At 33.6% G+C, this 20,595-nt stretch carries 17 protein-coding genes; 7 read left to right on the forward strand and 10 right to left on the reverse strand.

What is annotated here, in order from left to right; genetic code table 11:
- Nucleotides 1-170 precede the first annotated feature (170 nt).
- From Q0516_RS06415 to thiS, 6 genes are all read right to left on the reverse strand, one after another.
- Entirely contained in the window at nucleotides 171-2,675 is a 2,505-nt protein-coding gene (locus Q0516_RS06415) for a hybrid sensor histidine kinase/response regulator (RefSeq protein ID WP_294464587.1), read from the reverse strand.
- Between the two features lie 287 nt (nucleotides 2,676-2,962).
- Entirely contained in the window at nucleotides 2,963-3,532 is a 570-nt protein-coding gene (locus tag Q0516_RS06420) for a thiamine phosphate synthase (RefSeq protein ID WP_294464589.1), read from the reverse strand.
- Nucleotides 3,516-4,691, reverse strand: coding sequence for a 2-iminoacetate synthase ThiH (gene thiH, locus Q0516_RS06425; RefSeq protein WP_294464591.1), 1,176 nt, complete (start codon nucleotides 4,689-4,691; stop codon nucleotides 3,516-3,518). The genes Q0516_RS06420 and thiH overlap by 17 nt, the downstream gene beginning before the upstream one ends.
- A gap of 10 nt (nucleotides 4,692-4,701) precedes the next feature.
- Nucleotides 4,702-5,472, reverse strand: a complete 771-nt coding sequence (locus Q0516_RS06430; protein WP_294464944.1) for a thiazole synthase — start codon at nucleotides 5,470-5,472, stop codon at nucleotides 4,702-4,704.
- A gap of 86 nt (nucleotides 5,473-5,558) precedes the next feature.
- On the reverse strand, nucleotides 5,559-6,197 hold the full coding sequence (gene thiF / locus Q0516_RS06435) for a sulfur carrier protein ThiS adenylyltransferase ThiF (RefSeq protein WP_294464594.1): 639 nt from the start codon (nucleotides 6,195-6,197) through the stop codon (nucleotides 5,559-5,561).
- A 1-nt stretch (nucleotide 6,198) separates the two neighbouring features.
- The gene (gene thiS, locus Q0516_RS06440) at nucleotides 6,199-6,393 is read right to left on the reverse strand and encodes a sulfur carrier protein ThiS (protein ID WP_257479685.1); all 195 of its coding nucleotides are present in this window, start codon (nucleotides 6,391-6,393) and stop codon (nucleotides 6,199-6,201) included.
- 213 nt (nucleotides 6,394-6,606) lie between these two features.
- Between thiS and Q0516_RS06445 the strand changes: the two genes are divergently transcribed.
- The 7 genes from Q0516_RS06445 (at nucleotide 6,607) to rbr (ending at nucleotide 13,275) form a co-directional block, all read left to right on the forward strand.
- Nucleotides 6,607-7,041 carry a MarR family winged helix-turn-helix transcriptional regulator gene (locus tag Q0516_RS06445; protein WP_294464597.1) on the forward strand — a complete coding sequence of 145 codons (435 nt, stop codon included), beginning with the start codon at nucleotides 6,607-6,609 and terminating at the stop codon, nucleotides 7,039-7,041.
- Between the two features lie 39 nt (nucleotides 7,042-7,080).
- Nucleotides 7,081-8,895, forward strand: coding sequence for an ATP-dependent zinc metalloprotease FtsH (ftsH, locus tag Q0516_RS06450; protein WP_257479683.1), 1,815 nt, complete (start codon nucleotides 7,081-7,083; stop codon nucleotides 8,893-8,895).
- A gap of 58 nt (nucleotides 8,896-8,953) precedes the next feature.
- Nucleotides 8,954-9,430 carry a peptide deformylase gene (locus Q0516_RS06455; protein WP_294464602.1) on the forward strand — a complete coding sequence of 159 codons (477 nt, stop codon included), beginning with the start codon at nucleotides 8,954-8,956 and terminating at the stop codon, nucleotides 9,428-9,430.
- 67 nt (nucleotides 9,431-9,497) lie between these two features.
- A complete protein-coding gene (locus Q0516_RS06460) occupies nucleotides 9,498-11,282 on the forward strand; it encodes a TIGR03960 family B12-binding radical SAM protein (protein WP_294464605.1) in 1,785 nt (594 codons plus the stop codon).
- Nucleotides 11,272-11,937 (forward strand): TIGR03936 family radical SAM-associated protein, encoded by a 666-nt coding sequence (locus Q0516_RS06465; protein ID WP_294464606.1) that lies wholly within the window; start codon nucleotides 11,272-11,274, stop codon nucleotides 11,935-11,937. The genes Q0516_RS06460 and Q0516_RS06465 overlap by 11 nt, the downstream gene beginning before the upstream one ends.
- Before the next feature lie 74 nt (nucleotides 11,938-12,011).
- Nucleotides 12,012-12,560, forward strand: a complete 549-nt coding sequence (gene efp / locus Q0516_RS06470; RefSeq protein ID WP_294464611.1) for an elongation factor P — start codon at nucleotides 12,012-12,014, stop codon at nucleotides 12,558-12,560.
- 178 nt (nucleotides 12,561-12,738) lie between these two features.
- Complete coding sequence (rbr, locus tag Q0516_RS06475) at nucleotides 12,739-13,275, forward strand: rubrerythrin (protein ID WP_294464614.1); 537 nt, start codon at nucleotides 12,739-12,741, stop codon at nucleotides 13,273-13,275.
- Nucleotides 13,276-13,365: 90 nt separating this feature from the next.
- Here rbr and ileS read toward each other — a convergent pair whose 3' ends face one another.
- From ileS to dnaK, 4 genes are all read right to left on the reverse strand, one after another.
- Nucleotides 13,366-16,464, reverse strand: a complete 3,099-nt coding sequence (gene ileS, locus Q0516_RS06480) for an isoleucine--tRNA ligase (protein WP_294464616.1) — start codon at nucleotides 16,462-16,464, stop codon at nucleotides 13,366-13,368.
- Between the two features lie 118 nt (nucleotides 16,465-16,582).
- Nucleotides 16,583-17,227, reverse strand: coding sequence for an HAD hydrolase-like protein (locus Q0516_RS06485; protein WP_294464619.1), 645 nt, complete (start codon nucleotides 17,225-17,227; stop codon nucleotides 16,583-16,585).
- 299 nt (nucleotides 17,228-17,526) lie between these two features.
- Nucleotides 17,527-18,666, reverse strand: a complete 1,140-nt coding sequence (gene dnaJ / locus Q0516_RS06490) for a molecular chaperone DnaJ (protein WP_257479677.1) — start codon at nucleotides 18,664-18,666, stop codon at nucleotides 17,527-17,529.
- Between the two features lie 67 nt (nucleotides 18,667-18,733).
- Nucleotides 18,734-20,587: a molecular chaperone DnaK gene (dnaK, locus tag Q0516_RS06495; RefSeq protein ID WP_294464622.1), complete on the reverse strand. Its 1,854-nt coding sequence runs from the start codon at nucleotides 20,585-20,587 to the stop codon at nucleotides 18,734-18,736.
- Nucleotides 20,588-20,595: the final 8 nt, after the last annotated feature.

The following is a 20,595-nucleotide window of genomic DNA, read 5'->3' on the forward strand; positions in this document are numbered from 1 at the left end:
CTTTTATAAAACCACCCAATATTATCACCCTTTTGCAGATTTTTATATAATTATATAGCTACGAAACATCAAAATCAATAATTGCTTTAAAAATAACTGTAATAAAAAAGAAACAATGATTTGTTTCTTTTTTATTATTTTATATTAAATCTATATAAAATTACTATTTTCTATTTAAGCCATTCTTTTAATGTATTTATCAAATTATTGAATTCTATAGGTTTTGTTATATATCCATTCATACCGACAGATTCAGCACGTTCTTTTGAAGTTGTAAAAGCATCGGCAGTCATGGCTATTATAGGCACAGTTAAAGCGTCAGACCTATTAAGTTCTCTGATAGATTTGGCTTCTTCGTATCCGTTCATATTAGGCATTTGGATATCTGTAATGATCATATCATAATAGTTTTCCGGAGAATTTTTAAACTTTTCAATGGCTTGTGTGCCGTCCCAAGCTTCTTCTATATTTAAATCTGCCATACTCAAAAGTTCCTTTGCTATTTCCATATTGAGTTCATTATCTTCAACCAGTAAAACCCTAAATTGATTAAAGGACGCCTTATCTATGGCGTTTTTATTTAAATGTAAACCTTCATTACTATTTTCCTTTGCTGATTTTAGCCTTAAACAAACAGTAAAAGAGCTACCCTTTCCTTCTTCACTTATAACATCTATACTTCCATCCATTAAATCTACAAGGCGTTTAACAATAGAAAGCCCAAGTCCGGATCCTTCTATTTTACTTACAGTAGAACGTTCAGCCCTTTCAAAGGGATCAAATAATCTATCTAAAAATTCAGGAGCAATTCCGATACCATTATCCTTTACTGAGATCCTATATATATTATAATCTTCCTGATTACAAGTTTGTTCCTCCGCCTCAATATGAACAAATCCGCCTGAAGGAGTAAATTTTAGAGCATTATTGATTAAATTTAAAAGTATTTGATTAACTCGAAGCATATCACCCTCAACATAGGAATGACGAATGTTTTTTGTATCCAATCTAAAATCAATATTTTTCTCAAGAGCCAAGCTCTTAAACATCTCATATGTTTCTTTTAATAAAGAACTTAAATCAAAATAATCTAAATGTAACTCCAATTTACCGCTTTCTATTTGACTCATATCAAGAACGCCTTGAATCAACTCCATTAAACGTTCACTTGATAAAGATATTTTATTCAAACAATCCGAAACCTTTTTCTTGTCATCTAAATTAGACAGTGCAATAGTAACCATCCCTACAATAGCATTCATAGGCGTACGAATATCATGACTCATACTCGTTAAAAACTCACTTTTTGCACGATTTGCCTGCTCTGCCGTAATAAGAGCATCTTCCAAAACTTTCTTCTTTTCTTGTTCTTCACTCTCATCTGTTAAAACCATGCAAGCCCATTTACTACCGTCTTCTTCAATTTTATATATACGTAAGCGGAAAGGATGAGTTTCATTAGTTTTAGGATTAAAAATTTCTCGTTCAATATTATATGTACCTTTTTCTTCATCAATTTCCATATTATCAATTAGCATTCTAAGAATCGAAGAAGATAAATTTACGTCATTTAACCAATCATCAGCATTTATACCAAGTACATGTGATAAATTACTGCTGACATATTCAAGTTTTTTCTTATCTAAATTGTACGCTAAAAATACTTCATCAACATTTTCGGTCATCATATTAAACATTTTTTCCCTTGCAAAAATATCTCTGTTTTTGCTAAGTGAAAATAAAATAATCAATGATAAATATATTGCCAATTTAATGGCAAGAGAATAGAAAGTATTATTGAAACTGCCAAAGAAATCAGTACGCATCACTATTTTCCAAGGAGTGCCTTCTATTGGCATATAATCTACATACTCAAGTCTTCCGTTATTAAAACCCCAATAGTCCCCGGATTTACCGTCATTTAGATTTTTATCTAAATCATCCAGAGAAACACTCACCCATTTACTTTTACCATATGCTTCTTTTAAAGTATTTCCAACAATATCACTTTCAGGATTTGAACTTATTGTATTTTTGCTGTCTATAAGAGTGAAATAATAATTATCCTGCAGAGAATTACTCTTAATAATGTTATCAATAAAATCAAACTTTATTGATACAGTAATTGCTCCTGCAATTTTTTTACCGTTATAATAAGGTATCCAAATAGTGTAAATTTGAGTTTTCCCGTCTGCACCAGCTAAGTATGTATCCGTAAGGATAGATTTGCCGGTAGACATCATTTCTTTAAAAGCGGGACGACTGCTCAAATCACCTAAACCTTCGTCATTAAGCATAGCTGTTGATGTAATCTGTTTACGTTCCAATGTGCTCCCTAAAATACCTTTTTCATTTGTGATGCCAAGCATAAATAAATCATATGCATCGGCATATGGTATAAGGAGCTGTGCTCTTTGCCTTAAGGAAAGAGAGCTATCCTTGGTTGTCGAAGCAGCTGCAATCGCATCACCAAGATTCCAAACAGATTTTATATATTCACTTATCCTGCTTTCTGTACGTTTAATGGTATCTAAAGAACTTTCTTTCATTGTAGAAATAGAAAACCCAACGGTAGTAGATATATCAAATATGATCAAAATAATGCAAATTACTCGAAACCATCGCATCAATGAACCTAAATTGAACTTTTTTAAATCAAGTTTTTGTTTCAACACTTCTTAAATATCCCCCTTATTTAATCAATAAACAAAATGTTATTTAGGTTTTATAATACATTTGAATTTAATTATTTTATTTTTAACTAGTAATATTTAAATCAAAATAAAATTTTAGTTATAAAAAAACGCATTTTACATGTTAACATTCAAAAATGTAACCATTATATTCTGTGTTCAATTATATCATAGTTATATAAAAAAGTATATATCTCGATATATTTATTGATATAACAACTTCAAAACATCTATAAATAAAAAAGAACTTAAGTTATAAGTTCTTTTTATCATATTTTATCTTTCATAAATTCAGACATAATACATACTCCCGCAGCACCGCTTTTTAATACATCATTAATATTATGCTTGTTTATTCCCCCTATTCCGTAAACAGGAATATTGACATTATTTGCTACATCCTTTATAAAATCAAGTCCTCTGCCTTTAAGTCCTTTTTTACAGTCCGTTTCAAAGACATGTCCCGCAGTTATATATGTCGCACCAATATTTTCTGCTTCTATTGCTTCTTTAATACTATGTGTTGATATTCCTATAACATCAAAATATTTAAGCTTTGACTTTTCTTCTTTTGCTATATGTAAAGGTAAATGTATATTTTTTACTTCAAGATCAATTGCAGTATCTATGAAATTATGTAATATCAAATCTATATTCTCTCTTTTACATATCTTTATGACTTCTTTTGCCAGCTTATTATATTCATCTACGCTTAAATCCTTTTCCCTTAACACTATATATTTAGGGTGTTTTTTTGCTATAGTTTCTATTCTTTGAAGGAATGGGATGTCACATAAGTGCCTATTCGTTATACATATTATATTACGGTATATACACATAATCGTTCATCACCGGTTGTAAGCCCTTATCTTTTATTGCATCCAAAACTTCCTCAAGGCTTCTGTCATCGCATATTTCAAACTGGTCGTCACCTTTTTCATCAATATCTTCCGTATGACTTCCAATCCCGGTACTAACTCCTGCTGATATTTTTGTAGCACACATTCCGATAACATTATCCCTGAAACATTCTCTTTCTCTCGTAGAAATCGTAAGTCCCGCAAAAGGCATAAATAGTCGATATGCACACATAACTTGTAGGAGCTGAGGTTCGTGTACATCTTTTGGATTTATTTTATCATTATTTATAATAGGTCTAAGTCTCGGACATGAAAAAGAAATTTCGGCATGAGGATATTTCCTTTGAAGTAAATAAGCATGAAGACCTGTTGCAAGAGCATCTTTTCTAAAATCGTCAAGACCTAGAAGTGCAGCAAAAGCTACGCCTCTCATTCCTCCTATCAAGGCTCTCTCCTGCGCATTAAATCTATATGGGAATATTCTTTTATGACCCATTAAATGAAGTGTTTCATACTTATCGGAATTATATGTTTCCTGAAAAACCGTGACAAAATCCGCTCCATGTTCATGCAAATATCTATATTCATCTGAGTTCATAGGATATACCTCTACTCCGACGTTTTTAAAGTACTTTTTTGCTATTTCACAGGACTTTCCTATATATTCCACATCAGACATTTTCCTGCTTTCCCCTGTAAGTATTAGTATTTCTTCTATCCCTGTCTTAGCAATAGCTTCCATTTCTTTTTTAATATCTTCAAATGTAAGTTTAGCTCTTTTTATCTTATTATAACAATTAAATCCGCAGTATATGCAGTAATTTTCACAATAATTAGATATATATAAAGGAGTAAACAAATAAACGGAATTACCGAAATGTTTTCTTGTTTCTTTTGTAGCAAGTCTCGCCATATCTTCAAGATAAGGTAAAGCAGCAGGAGAAAGTAATGCCTTAAAATCTTCAACACTCTTTTCTTCACTGTTTAAAGCTCTTATAACATCTTCTTTTGTAAAAGTATCAAAATCAGTAATATTTATTTCATAAATGACCTTATTCATAATATCCGAAGATATTTCTTCCATTCCCTCCATATATTCCATATGGTTTACTTTTCTCATTTCTTCAACACTTTTCATAATTCGACTCCTAATCTCTTAAAAATCCGGTCAAAGGAGAAGATGAAACCGCACCGTCTTCTATAACCCTGCCAAGACCTGCAAGATAAGCTTTTCTTCCTGCATCAATAGCATTTTTAAAAGCACCAGCCATTAAAGGGATATCCTTTGCTGTTGCTACAGCCGTATTTACCATAACCGCGTCTGCTCCCATTTCCATTACTTCACAAGCTTCGCTTGGTTTTCCAAGCCCTGCATCTACGATTACAGGTACATCAATTTCATTAATAAGAACTCTTATAAATTCCTTAGTTGACAGTCCTTTATTTGAGCCTATAGGAGAAGCAAGAGGCATTACGCAAGCTGCTCCCGCATTTACCATATCTCTTGCTGCATTTAAATCGGGATACATGTACGGCATTACCGTAAATCCATCTTTTGCAAGCTCTTCAGTCGCTTTTGTCGTTTCATAATTATCCGGAAGAAGATATTTTGACTCATGGATTACTTCGATCTTTATAAAATCCCCGCAGCCAAGTTCTCTGGATAACTTAGCTATACGAACAGCTTCCTTTGCATTCCTTGCTCCGGAAGTATTAGGAAGCAAGGTAACTCCCTTAGGAATAAAATCAAGTATGTTCTCACCTTTTACCGTGTTTGCTCTTCTGAGAGCAAGAGTTATTATTTCAGCTCCTGCATATTTAATAGCTGCGTCAATCAAATTCAAATCATATTTGCCCGAACCCAGTATAAACCTAGAATTAAATTCTTTACCGCCGATTAATAATTTATCATTTTCTATATTCATATATTACATCTCCTTTTATATTGATTTCTATAATCACGGGGCACTACGCCTGCTTACGCAGAATCCGCGCCCCTTACCACTCAGACCTCATCGTTACCGAGAATAAGCCTTATGACCATATTTGCCTGATGTCCCGCACAAATGATTACCCTCGGGGACATCAACCCAATACCTCTATTAATGTCACTCTTTTCATCACCGCATACATAAAGATTTTTCATCCTTTTTATCGTTTTTATACTATTGGAACTTCCATACCCAGCCATACCGCTTCCGGATATTATTTTTTTATCTTTACATGTTCCAAGAATAGTATTTATAAGCATCGCTTTATTTTCTGCTTTATCAAAGGCCTCACAAACTATATCGACATCTTTAAAAACATCAGCTGCATTATTTTCATTTATTTTGATAGTTTCATAAGTTATATTTAAATAAGGATTTATATTTTTTAATATTTTAGCCGTTGCCTCTGTTTTATACCTCCCAAGGTCACTTATATAATAATTCTGTCTGTTCAAATTACTCAGATCGACTTTATCAAAATCTACTATATGTAAGTTTCCTATACCGCTTCTGGCAAGCATTGCAGCAATGTTAGAACCAAGCCCCCCAAGACCGGCAATACCTACTTTTGCATTCTTAAGCTTAGTATGGATTTCACTTGAAAATCTTATATCAATAATTTGATTGATTTCTTCTCTGGTTGGTATATTCATCTCAGCCTCCTCCGACAAAACTTACTATTTCCAGCTTATCATTATCTTTTATTATCACTTTTTCATAATCATTTTTACTTACTATTTCTTCGTTCAGTTCGACTGCAACTCTTGAAATATCATATTTAAGACTTATAAGTAATTCCTTTAAAGTAATATCCTTTAAATCAAGTCCTTTTCCGTTTACTTTAATCATAACTCCTCCTTAATTTAATAATTATTTATAAAATAAAAATACCACAAGAAGAAACTACACCCGCGGTGGTGTACCCCTTCTTGTGGTAATCACAATCTAAAAATTATTATAATAATTTGATTATTATTTGTCAATTAAAATTAGATTAGAATTATTGACTTTAACATACTTCTACATTAAAATATGTAGCATAATACATATTAGGAGGATATTATGTCATCGGTAGATAATCTCGAATTTTATTTTAAAAGAATAAACAATGCTATGATATCCTATGCAAACAATGAATTAAAAGAATTGGACCTTACATACTCACAAATGGAAGTAATATGTTTTTTAATGGAAAATAAGTATAAAAAAGTATATCAAAAAGATATTGAAAAACACCTTCATTTAACTCATCCTACCGTAATAGGATTACTTAAAAGATTAAAAAGCAAAGGACTTATTATTGTCACTACAAGCAGTGAGGACAAAAGAAAAAGAAATATAAAACTTACAGACAAGATTTTGGATATAGAAGAAAAAATAAACTTTAAAAGACAGGAAATGGAGGAACATGTCAAAAGATTTTTAAATAATGATGAGATTATAGAGTTAGAAAGATTACTTAAAGTTATATGTGATAATGTTATATATAATTTATGATTGATAATTAGTAGTGGATATAAATAAAAGGAGAATGAAATGAACAAAATGGATAACGGAACGAAGAGAACACTTAGTATATACGCAGTACTACTGCTTATAGTAATACTCTTAAATACGATAGTGATCCCTATGATGACTTCCCAGCAGGTAAAAGAAGTGGATTACAGCACTTTTCTTACCATGACAGAACAAAAAAAGATTGATCAAGTAGAAATAACTTCAAACAAAATAGTTTTTTCTGATAAATCTAACCCTAAAAAATATTATAAGACAGGATTAGTAAACGACACGGGACTTGTAAACAGATTACAGGAAAGCGGAGCTAAATTCGGAAGCGAAATAGTAGAAAAGAATTCTATCTTCTCAAGTATTTTCTGGTTCTTATTACCGATCATTCTTGTAACAGTATTTTTCAGCTTCATAAGTAAAAAAATGGCAGGAAGAATGGGTGCAGGCGGCATGAATACGATGCAGTTTGGAAAAAGCAATGCAAAAGTATATGTCAAATCAACAGACGGAGTAAAATTCAAAGATGTTGCAGGCGAAGATGAAGCAAAAGAAGCACTAACGGAAATCGTAGACTTTTTACATAACCCGGGAAGATATCAGCAAATCGGAGCAAAGATACCTAAAGGAGCACTTCTTGTAGGACCTCCGGGAACAGGTAAAACACTTCTTGCAAAAGCAGTTGCAGGGGAAGCAAATGTACCGTTTTTCTCTATTTCAGGTTCAGAATTCGTCGAAATGTTCGTAGGTATGGGAGCTGCAAAAGTAAGAGATTTATTCAAACAAGCAAATGAAAAAGCTCCTTGTATAGTATTTATAGACGAAATCGATACAATAGGTAAAAAAAGAGGAAATGCTAATATAGGCGGCAACGATGAAAGAGAGCAGACCTTAAATCAGCTTCTTACGGAGATGGACGGATTTGATACTTCCAAAGGTGTCATCATACTTGCAGCTTCAAACAGACCGGATTCACTGGACCCGGCACTTCTAAGACCGGGAAGATTTGACAGAAGGATACCTGTTGAACTTCCTGATTTAAAAGGAAGAGAAGAAATATTAAAAGTTCATGCTAAGGAAATAAAACTTGCAAATGATGTAGATTTCTCCATCATAGCAAGAACAGCCGCCGGAGCAAGCGGTGCGGAACTCGCAAATATGATAAATGAAGCAGCTTTACATGCTGTAAGAAACGGTAGAAGCGAAGTAACTCAGGCAGATTTGGAAGAAAGTATAGAAACGGTCATTGCAGGATATCAAAAGAAAAATAAAGTCCTTTCAGATAAAGAGAAGCTTATAGTATCATATCACGAAGTAGGTCATGCCCTTGTTGCGGCTAAACAAACCGACTCGGCACCGGTTACAAAAATAACAATAATCCCGAGAACTTCGGGAGCTTTAGGCTATACTCTTCAGGTGGATGAAGGCGAACACAACCTTATGAGCAAAGATGAAATAGAAAATAAAATCGCTACATTCACAGGCGGAAGAGTCGCTGAGGAACTTATATTCAAATCCATTACAACAGGAGCAGCAAATGATATAGAACAGGCGACTAAACTTGCCAGAGCAATGATAACCAGATTTGGTATGAGCGAAGAGTTCGGCATGGTTGCATTGGAGACTGAAAACAATGCATACTTGGGAGGAGACACAGCCCTTGCATGCTCAAATGAAACAGCAACGATAATCGATAAAAAAGTCGTTTCCCTCGTAAACGAACAATATGAAAAAGCTAAACAAATACTAACCGAAAATATGGCTAAACTTCATGAAATCGCCAAATTCTTATATGAAAAAGAAACAATAACCGGCGAGGAATTTATGAAGATATTAAATTCATAGATAAATATTAATATTGTCTTTATTTTATAAAGGCAATATTTTTATATAAGGAGAAAATATGATAAAAGAAATTTTAAAACTCGGAAATCCGAAACTATACAATGTATGCAAAGAGATTAAGAAAGAAGAAATATCACTGCTGAAAAAAATCGAACTTGATTTACATGATACATTAATGAATTATAGAAAGAAACATAATGCGGGAAGGGCAATAGCAGCACCTCAAATAGGGATAGAAAAAAGAATATTATATATGAATACAGATACACCTACTTTAATTGTGAACCCTACGCTGACATTTCCGGATAGTGAGAAAATACAAGTAATGGACGACTGTATGTCTTTTCCCGATTTAATAGTAAAGGTAGAAAGATATAAAAATTGTATTCTAAATTATAAAGACAGAAATTTCAATGACTGTAAAATGATTTTAAAAGACGATTTATCGGAGCTTATCCAACATGAATACGATCATTTAGACGGGATACTTGCCACAATGAGGGCTATAGATAACAAATCCTTTTATTTAAAGTAAGTATATTTTGAAAAAATAGTAAAAAATGTTATAATAAAGCCTCAAAAAACATAAGGAAAATTATATTATGAACGATTTAAAAGAATATTTATTTGAAAATATATTACCAAATGTAGAAAAACCTTCAAGATATATAGGAGATGAATTCAACAGCGTAAAGCCAAAGAAAAACCCTAAGGTAAGATTTGCCTTTTGTTTTCCGGATATATATGAAATCGGAATGTCTCACCTCGGTATGAAGATACTTTATGAAGTACTAAACAGAGAGGAAGATGTAATGTGCGAAAGAGTATTCGCACCGAAAATGGATATGGCAGAAGAGATGAGAAAACACGATTTTCCTCTTTTTTCTTTGGAAAGCTTTTCTAAAGTATCGGATTTCGATTTTGTCGGATTTACCATACAATTTGAAATGTGTCTTACGACGATACTTTTAATGCTCGATTTAGCAAATATCCCATTTCTTTCCAAGGACAGAAAAGAAGAAGACCCGCTCGTGGTATGCGGAGGACCATGTACTTGTAACCCCGAACCATTTGCGGATTTCTTTGATTTAATAATGCTGGGAGAAGGAGAAGAAGTACTTCCGCATTTAATGGATCTGTATAAAAAATCTTCTTCCAAAAATGAATTTTTGATTAAAGCCAGTGAAGTAGTGGGGGTGTATATCCCAAATCTCGAAGAAATTAAACAGGAACATATTGAAAAGTCAATAATACCTAGTATGAACAATGTCTATTCACTTAAAAAACCTATCGTACCTTATACCCCACCGGTACACGACAGGATATCACTCGAAGTCATGAGAGGATGTTTCAGAGGGTGCAGGTTTTGCCAGGCGGGAATGATCTATCGTCCGGTAAGACAAAAATCTCTGCCTACTTTAATAGAGCAGGCAGATGAACTTATAAGGAATACAGGATACGAAGAAATATCTTTAACAAGTCTAAGTACTACAGACCACTTTCATTGTATGGAATTAGTAAAATATCTTGTTGACAATTACAAAGATAAAAGAATAAATGTTTCCCTTCCTTCACTCAGAATGGATGAGTTCTCCTTGGAACTATCGGAAGAAGTAGGTTCGATGAAGAAAAATTCCCTTACATTTGCCCCTGAAGCGGGAAGCCAAAGAATGAGAAATGTAATAAATAAAAACTTAACCGAAGAGGATATTCTGGGAACTATAAAAAGAGTATTTGAATCAGGATATTCAAAGATAAAATTATATTTCATGATTGGTCTTCCATATGAAACAGACGAGGACATAAAAGGAATAGCTGATTTAGCACAAAAAATAATAGATATATATTACAGTTTAGAGAAGAAAAAAAGACCTAAACCATTTAAACTGACAGTAAGTACATCTTGTTTCGTACCAAAACCTTTTACCGCATTTCAGTGGTTCCCTCAAAATTCAATGGAAGAATTCCATAGAAAACAGCAGTATTTAAAATCATTAATGCCAAAAATGGTAACTTATAATTATCACGACAGCAAATTATCAATGCTGGAAGCGGTACTTGCAAAAGGCGAAAGGTTTTTATCCAAAGCAATCATAAAAGCATACGAAAACGGCTGTGTATTCGACTCATGGTTTGACCACTTTAATTATGAAGGCTGGATAGATGCATTAAAGTCAATAGGTATCGAACCGCAGGAATACGCTTCCAGAGAATTAAATTATGAAGACGAGCTTCCATGGGATAAATTTGATTATCATATTGATAAAGAATTTTTGATAAAAGAGAACGAAAAAGCAAAAAAAGAAACTACTACTCCGCCTTGTCACAAGAAATGTTCAGCATGCGGAATAAGTAAAGCTTACGGGAGGTGTAAATTTGAAGTATAGACTTAAATATGTAAAAAAGGATAATTTAATATTTATATCTCACCTTGATATATTAAAAGTACTGCAAAGAGCTTTCAGAAGAGCGGGGCTCAACCTTGAACATTCACAAGGGTTCAATCCTCACCCTAAAGTTCATTTTGCACCACCCCTTCCCCTATTTACATCTTCAATGGGAGAATATGTGGATGTGGAAACTAAAGAGGATTTTAGTGAAGATGAAATACAAACAAGATTAAATAAATCACTTCCAGACAATCTACAAATAATAAAAACCGAAAAACTGGAAGATAATGCAAGAAGCCTGGGAAAATCTTTAGACAGTGCAATATATAATATAATATTTACATTTGACGATACCAATAATATATCAGCAGAAGAAATAAATGATTTTATTTGGAAAAGTAATGAACTAAATATTACAAAGGAAAACAAAAAAGGCAGGACAGTAACAAAAAATATAAAACCGAGCATATTTGATTTTCATTGTGTTATAACCGACAATAATCTTATTATAACGACAAGGTTGTCCCTAAGGACAGATGAAATATTATCTGCCACAAATGTTATTAATCTTTTGAAAGAAAACTTTACGAGATTAAATAATGCAAATAAAGTAAAGTTAGAAAAAAAAGATACATTACTGTTTTCAAACTAAAATATGTATGATATAATATTTTAAATATGTAATGAAAAATAATTAGAATTTAACAAATTTATTGGAGGTATATTATGATTTCAGCAGGCGATTTTAGAAATGGTGTAACATTCGAAATGGATAACGATGTTTATACGATCGTACAATTTCAACATGTAAAACCGGGAAAAGGAAGCGCTTTTGTAAGAGCAAAAATTAAAAATATTAAAACAGGTTCAACGGTAGAAAGAACTTTTTCACCAAACGAAAAGTTTTCTAAAGCAGATATTTCAACAAAAGAAATGCAGTATCTATACAATGACGGCGAACTTTACTACTTCATGGACGGTGAAACTTATGACCAAATCCCGCTTAATTATGACCAAGTGGCAGACGCGATCGTTTACTTAAAGGAAAATGATAATGCAACGATCAGATTTCATTCCGGAGAAGCTTTCAGCGTAGCACCTCCATTATTTGTTGAATTAGAAATAACAGAAACAGAACCAGGATTCAAAGGCGATACAGCACAGGGAGCTACAAAACCTGCAACCGTAGAAACAGGAGCACAAGTTAACGTACCTCTATTCGTTGAAGAAGGTGATGTAATCAGAATCGATACAAGAACCGGAGAATACAAATAATTAAAAATATTTTAAGACCGCAAAAGCGGTCTTTTTTATTTATAAAACTATTTTATTTATGTATATATAGTATAATTTTTAGGAATGATTATTATTTTTTAATTAAAAAAGGTTACATTTACCAATTAAGTGTGATATAATATGTTAAATGATATAATCATATAGGAGGTAAATAATTATGGGTAAATTAGACGGAACAAAAACACTTGAGAACTTAAAAACTGCTTTTGGCGGAGAAAGTGAAGCTAGAAATAAATATACATATTATGCCAGTAAAGCTAAAAAAGAAGGGTATAACCAAATTGCTGGGTTCTTTGAAGAAACAGCCAACAACGAAAAAGAACACGCTAAACTTTGGTTCAAATTAATTCACGGTATAGGAACTACAGAAGAAAACCTTGTAGACGCTGCAGCAGGTGAAAACTATGAATGGACAGAAATGTATGCAACATTTGCTAAAGAAGCAAGAGAAGAAGGTTTAGACGATATCGCAGAAGCTTTTGAAGGAGTTCTTAAGATCGAAAAAACTCACGAAGAAAGATATAATGCTTTACTTAAAAATGTAAAAGAAAACAAAGTATTTGCTAAAGACGAAGAAGTTATTTGGGAATGTGGTAACTGCGGACATTTAGTAGTTTCTAAAGATGCACCTAAAGTTTGTCCTGTTTGCAAACATCCACAAGCTTATTTCTTCATTAAAAAACAAAATTATTAATAATAAGTTCGTAAAAAAGAATAGCTGAAGCTATTCTTTTTATTTTCATTTACAAAAAAAGAGTGCATTCACACTCTTTTTTAATTATATTTATTTTCTTTTTAAAGTGATTATTGCTTCTTTGTCGTTTAACTTAACATTGCTTCCATCATTATCGGCGTAAATGATATTATCACATAATGTTTCTTTTTTAAGATAAGCTTCAAATTCTTCGATAGAACTCTTAATTACATCATCACACTCTATAGTTATATCTATCCTATCGGTAACTTCATAATCATTATTCTTTCTCATTTGCTGAATTTTAGAAATCACTTCTCTTACATAACCTTCTTTAATTAAGTCTTCATCTAAGTTTGTGTCCAAAATTACAAACAAATCTTCTTCTTTTTGAACGTTGAAACCTTCTTTTGCGTCTGTCCTTACTTCGACCCATTCCTGTTTCAATGTAAGAGGTCCCTCAGGAGTATCTAAAGTCACTTCTCCGTTCTTTTCAAGCTCGTCTATGGTTTTCTTTGCGTCACAAATATTTAAAGCCGCTACGGCTCTCTTAACGTCTTTACCAAGTATCTTACCTGCAACTTTAAAGTCAAGCTTTAATATAAAGTTCATATATTCTTCCAAGTTATCAGGGAAAGTAACTATTTTAACATTAAGTTCTTCTTTTATCAAATCTATTAAGTTACCTATGATCTTCTTATCTGCTCCGTAAACCAAAATATCTTTAACAGGCTGTCTGACTTTTATATTGGCTTCTTCCCTTGCACTTCTTCCAAGAGATACCAAAGTCCTTACCAAGTCCATTTTAAACTCTGTTTTTTCATCGATCAAATCTTCATTTGCTTCAGGATATCTTTCAATATGAACAGACTCTTTACCCGTCAATTTTCTGAAAATTTCTTCGGAAATAAACGGAGCAAAAGGAGCTATCAGTTTGCATAGACCTACCAAAACTTCATAAGTAGTGTTGTAAACAGCTTTTTTATCATTATCGAGTTCACTAGCCCAAAATCTTCTTCTGCACCTTCTTATATACCAGTTAGATAAATCTTCGTTTACAAAATCCTGTATCTTCTTAACGGCTTTTGTATGTTCATTGATTTCCATATCCGCAGTTACTGCTTTTACAAGATTATTGTATTTAGATAAAATCCAAAGGTCGATTTCGTCTCTGTCTTTATATTCAACAAAGAACTCTCTTGGATCTACATCATCTGTATTTGCATACATTACAAAGAAAGTATAAACATTCTTTAAAGTATTAAAGAACTTAGATATTACTTCTTTCAAACCTTCTTCGTCAAATTTGGTTGGGGTCCATGCAGGAGATACATATAATAAATACCACCTTAACGCGTCCGCACCGTATTTATCAAATAATTCAAATGGGTCAACTGTATTACCTTTTGATTTACTCATTTTCTGCCCGTTAGCATCCAAAATCAAGTCATTTACAAGTACACTCTTATATGGAGCCTTCTTCATAATAAAGGTTGAAATCGCAAGAAGAGAATAGAACCAGCCTCTTGTTTGATCGATACCTTCACAAATGAAATTCGCCGGGAACTGCTCTTCGAATTCTTCTTTATTTTCAAAAGGATAATGCTGCTGAGCAAAAGGCATGGAACCCGAGTCAAACCAGCAGTCTATTACATCTTTTACTCTTGTCATAGATTTTCCGCACTCCGGACATTTAATATGGATTTCATCCACATAAGGTCTGTGAAGTTCGATAGTTTCATCTATATCTTCTATGGCGTCCATAGCAAGTTGTTTTCTCGAACCTACACTGTGAAGATGACCGCATTCGCATCTCCAAATATTAAGAGGAGTTCCCCAGTATCTGCTTCTTGATATAGCCCAGTCTTTTACATTTTCTATCCAGTTTCCAAATCTCTTTTCACCTACAAAATCAGGATACCATTTTACGGTATCGTTAGCGGCTACGAGGTCTTCTCTAAGCTTTGTCATTTCTATATACCAGCTGGGTTTTCCGTAATATAAAAGAGGTGTTTTACATCTCCAGCAATGAGGATAATTATGTTCTATCTTTTGTTTCTTGAATAACATATTATGCTCTTTAAGATATTTTATTATATCTAAATCCGCATCGATAACAAAAGTACCTTTCCATGGAGTTTCAAGGAATGCCCCATCTTCTCCTACAGGATTTAACACTGGAAGACCATACTTTCTTGAAACATTATAGTCGTCTTCCCCAAACGCAGGTGCGATATGAACGATACCTGTACCGTCTTCCGTTGATACAAAATCTCCTAAAATCACATAATATGCCTTTTTACCCTGTGGTACTTTAACAAAGTCTAAAAGCTGTTCGTACTCTATACCCTCTAAATCCTTACCCTTCATTTCTTCGATTATTTCATAATCGTCACCTATAACAGTATCTACCAAAGCTTTAGCTAAAATAAAAGTTTCACCCTTTGATTTAACTTTTATATAGTCAATATCTTCGCCTACACAAAGAGCAACGTTTGAAGGAAGTGTCCAAGGGGTGGTTGTCCAAACCAAGAAATACTCATCTTTACCTTTTATCTTGAATGCTACATAAACGGAATTGGTCTTGATATTTTGATATCCCTGTGCAACTTCGTGAGAAGCAAGTCCCGTTCCGCATCTAGGACAGTAAGGTAATATTTTATGACCCTCATAAATCAAACCTGCATCAAAAAACTCTTTTAAAATCCACCATACAGATTCTATATAATTATTATCAAGAGTAATATATGGATCATCAAGATCTATAAAGTAACCCATTCTCTTTGTCATATCTCTCCATAGAGCTTCATATGTGAAAACACTTTCTCTGCATTTTTTATTGAACTCGGCAATACCATATTTTTCAATATCACCCTTTCCGTTCATATTTAAAGTCTTTTCAACTTCGATCTCAACCGGAAGCCCATGTGTATCCCAACCAGCTTTTCTCTTAACTCTGTATCCCTGCATATTTTTAAACTTACATACGCTGTCTTTAAGAGTCCTTGCGATAACATGATGAATACCGGGTTTACCGTTTGCTGTAGGAGGTCCTTCATAAAATACAAAGTTTTCGCATCCTTCTCTTGTTTCAATAGATCTTTTTAGTATATCTATATCTTCCCAGTATTTAGATACTTCTTTCTCCATATCTTTGACACTATTTTTATTTAAATCTTCAAATATCATATCTTACTCCATTCCTTTTTTATCCTAAAAAGCTCAAAAAGCTTATAATAATACGCTTTTCCTTAACTTATAATTTTATATATTTATTCACCGAGTGTCAAGAAAAAACAGCTAAAAACTAACCTAAAATTATATTAGGTATATCGACCGGCAAATCGGCTATATGAGTTGGTTCACTATCTTTTATTTCTTTTAAATCCCCATACCCGTAAAGCACTCCTATAGTATCAAGGTCATTATCTTTTCCGCCTAATATATCCGGACGTTTATCGCCTATCATGATCGCATCTAATTTATCTTTAACATTCATAGTTTTTAAACACGTTTTAATAAAATCACTCTTCGTTCCCTTTGTTTGATATAAATTATTCGCTTCTATAGTCTCAAAATAATTATGTATCCCTACATGTTCCATTTCAATCAAAGCTGTTTCTTCAGGCTGACTTGTTGCAACAGACATTTTAATACCGCGCTCTTTTAATTCTTCCAATGTGTCTATCATATTATCAAAGGTATGACATTCATAAACACCTTTTTCAAAAAAATACTTATTTCCCACATCTACGGCTTCTCTGGCTCTTTCTTCGCTTAGCCCAAAATCATTTACAAGCCTTCTGGTAAGAGGCGGACCGATCAAAGCTTTTATATTTTCATCAGTATCAAATATTCCGGCATGATTTAAAGATTTTTTAAACATTTTAACTGTGCCTTCAGACGTATCTATCAGCGTACCGTCCAAATCAAAAACTACATACTTATACATATCAAATCTCCTAAAAGTAATTACCTTTAAATTATATAATAAAAATACTTAAAAATAAAGGTATTATTAAATACGATTAAATATTGATTATCATAAGTATTTATATATTTAAATCAAGAAAACTGTTCTACTTATTTTTAGTAATATTGATAACTTTAATCTTTTTTTTCTTTTAGCATATGAGACAGTAGATGAAGTTTGATTTAATAAATAATGAAAGTAAACACATTAATAATATATTAATGTAAAGAATTAATAAATCCAATTATGACACAAAAAAGACCGCTTAGGCGGTCTTTTTACTTAAAATTATCTTTTACTTTATCCCAAAAGCCTTTGCTTTGCTCGTTGTTTTTATCGCTTGAAATATCCGAAAATTCCCTTAATTTTGCTTTTTGCTTTTCATTTAAGTTCTTTGGAACTTCAACTTTGATTTCAACGTATTCATTCCCTTTACCAAATCCGTTAGGATTTTGTACCCCTTTGCCTTTAAGCTTGAATACCTGACCTGACTGTGTTCCTTCAGGAATTTTAAGCTTAACTTTACCGTCTACAGTAGGAACCATTATACTATCCCCTAAAGCAGCCTGAACAAATGTAATTGGGATCTTGCAGTATATGTCATTTTCTTCTCTTGTAAATATAGCATGGGGTTTAACCGAAATATAAATATAAACATCTCCGTTAGGTCCGCCGTTCTTTCCTGCTTCGCCTTCTCCTCTGAGAGGAAGTACACTTCCGGTATCTACTCCTGCAGGGATCCTTATAGAAAGAGTTCTTTGTTTCTTAACATTACCAGTTCCCCCGCAAGTCTTACAAGGATTGACTATTTTCTTACCTGTACCGTTACATTCATCACAAGTTTTTACTGTCTGAACTGTTCCAAATAAACTTTGCTGAGTTACTCTTACCTGACCTGTACCATGACACTTATCGCAGGTTTTGATATCAGAGTCGTTTACTGCACCTTTTCCTGAACAAGTATCGCAAGTTTCGGTCCTTCTTATTTTGATTTCTTTTTTACATCCGAAAACAGCATCTTCAAAAGAAAGTGTCAAATTGACCCTTAAATCTCTGCCCTTTTGTCGAACGTTTTGTCTTGAGGCACCGCCCCCGCTAAAACCTCCGCCGAACATAGAGCCGAATATATCACCAAACATATCTTCAAAGCCGCCGAACCCGGCACCTCCAAAGCCTGCACCGCCCATATTCGGGTCGAACGCATCATGTCCGAATTGATCATATTTGGATTTTTTATCAGGATCGGATAAAACTTCGTATGCTTCGTTTATTTCTTTAAATTTCTCTTCCGCTTCTTTATCATCAGGGTTTCTGTCCGGATGATATTTCATAGCGAGTTTTCTGTATGCTTTTTTTATCTCGTCTTCGCCGGCACTTTTATCTACTCCTAAAACCTCGTAATAATCTCTTTTTGACATTATTATTTACTCCCTTATATATTATGAAAAATCACCCTGCGGTTTGGGCAGGGTGAAGTTAGACATTTTATTTGTCGTCGTCATCTACTACTTCGTAATCTGCATCTACTACGTTATCGTCTTCTTTAGTTTCGCTGTTGTTTCCTGCATCTGTGCCTTGAGCCGCACCTGCACCGTTCTGAGCTTGTTCAGCATATAATTTTTCAGCGATTGGGTATAAAGCTTCACTTAATTTTTCTGTTGCTGTTTTGATTGCTTCAACATCAGAACCTTCTAATTTTTCTTTTAGATCTTTGATAGCTTCGTCTACAGGAGCTTTTTCTTTGTCTGTTACTTTGTCTCCTAGGTCTTTTAATGTCTTTTCAGCATTGTATACTGCTGCGTCTGCATTATTTCTAACAGTGATTTCTTCTTCCTTAGCTTTGTCTTCGCTTGCATATTGTTCAGCTTCTTTAACTGCTTTATCAATATCTTCCTGACTCATATTTGAAGAAGACTGGATTACTACGTTTTGTTCTTTTCCTGTACCTAAATCCTTAGCTGTAACATTTACGATACCGTTAGCGTCGATATCAAAAGTAACTTCGATTTGTGGCACTCCTCTAGGAGCTGATGGAATTCCAGTTAATTGGAAACGTCCCAAAGTTTTATTTCCGCTTGCCATACCTCTTTCACCTTGAAGTACGTGGATATCTACCGCCGTTTGACCGTCTGCCGCTGTAGAGAATACTTGACTTTTCTTTGTAGGTATAGTTGTATTTCTTTCGATTAATTTTGTAAATACTCCGCCAAGAGTTTCGATACCGAGTGATAACGGAGTTACGTCAAGAAGTAATACATCCTGAACATCACCTGCAAGTACCCCGCCTTGAATAGCCGCACCGATAGCAACACATTCATCAGGGTTGATGCCTTTGTCCGCATCTTTTCCTGTAATTTTCTTAACTGCTTCTTGTACTGCAGGAATTCTTGTAGAACCTCCGACCAACACGATTTTATGGATTTCGCTTGCTGATAGACCTGAGTCTGCAATAGCTTTTCTTACAGGTTCCATTGTAGCTTCTACAAGATCTGCTGTAAGTTCATCAAATTTAGCTCTTGTAAGTGTCACATCTAAATGTTTTGGACCTGCTGCATCCATTGTAATAAATGGAATATTGATTTGCGCTGTCGTTTTGCTTGAAAGTTCAATCTTAGCTTTTTCTGCACTTTCTTTAAGTCTTTGCATAGCCATTTTATCTCCGCTTAAATCAATACCGTTTGATTTCTTGAATTCACTGACTAAGTAATCGATTATTTTATTATCAAAATCATCTCCGCCTAAGTGGTTGTTACCGTTTGTAGCCTTAACTTCGAATACTCCGTCTGCAAGTTCAAGGATTGATACGTCGAATGTACCGCCGCCAAGGTCGAAAATCATTACCGTTTGACTTTGTTCTTTATCAAGACCATAAGCTAAAGCTGCTGCTGTAGGTTCGTTGATAATTCTAAGAACTTCAAGACCCGCAATCTTACCGGCATCTTTTGTAGCCTGTCTTTGAGCATCTGAGAAATAAGCAGGAACTGTAATAACTGCTTTAGAAACTGTTTGTCCTAAGTAACTTTCTGCATCTTTTTTAAGCTTTTGAAGTACAAAAGCAGAAATTTCCTGCGGTGTATATTTCTTGCCTTCGATATCAACTTTATAATCGCTTCCCATATGTCTCTTGATTGAAGCAACTGTCTTTTCCGGATTTGTTACTGCTTGGTTTTTAGCAACTTGACCTATTAGTCTTTCTCCATCATTTGTAAATGCAACTACTGATGGTGTGGTTCTTGCACCTTCCGCATTTGCTATAACAACGGCTTCGCCGCCTTCCAATACTGATACACATGAATTTGTAGTACCTAAATCGATACCTATAATCTTTTCTTTACTCATCTTTCTTA

The sequence above is a fragment of the uncultured Anaerofustis sp. genome, assembly GCF_938029165.1.
GTDB lineage: Bacteria > Bacillota > Clostridia > Eubacteriales > Anaerofustaceae > Anaerofustis.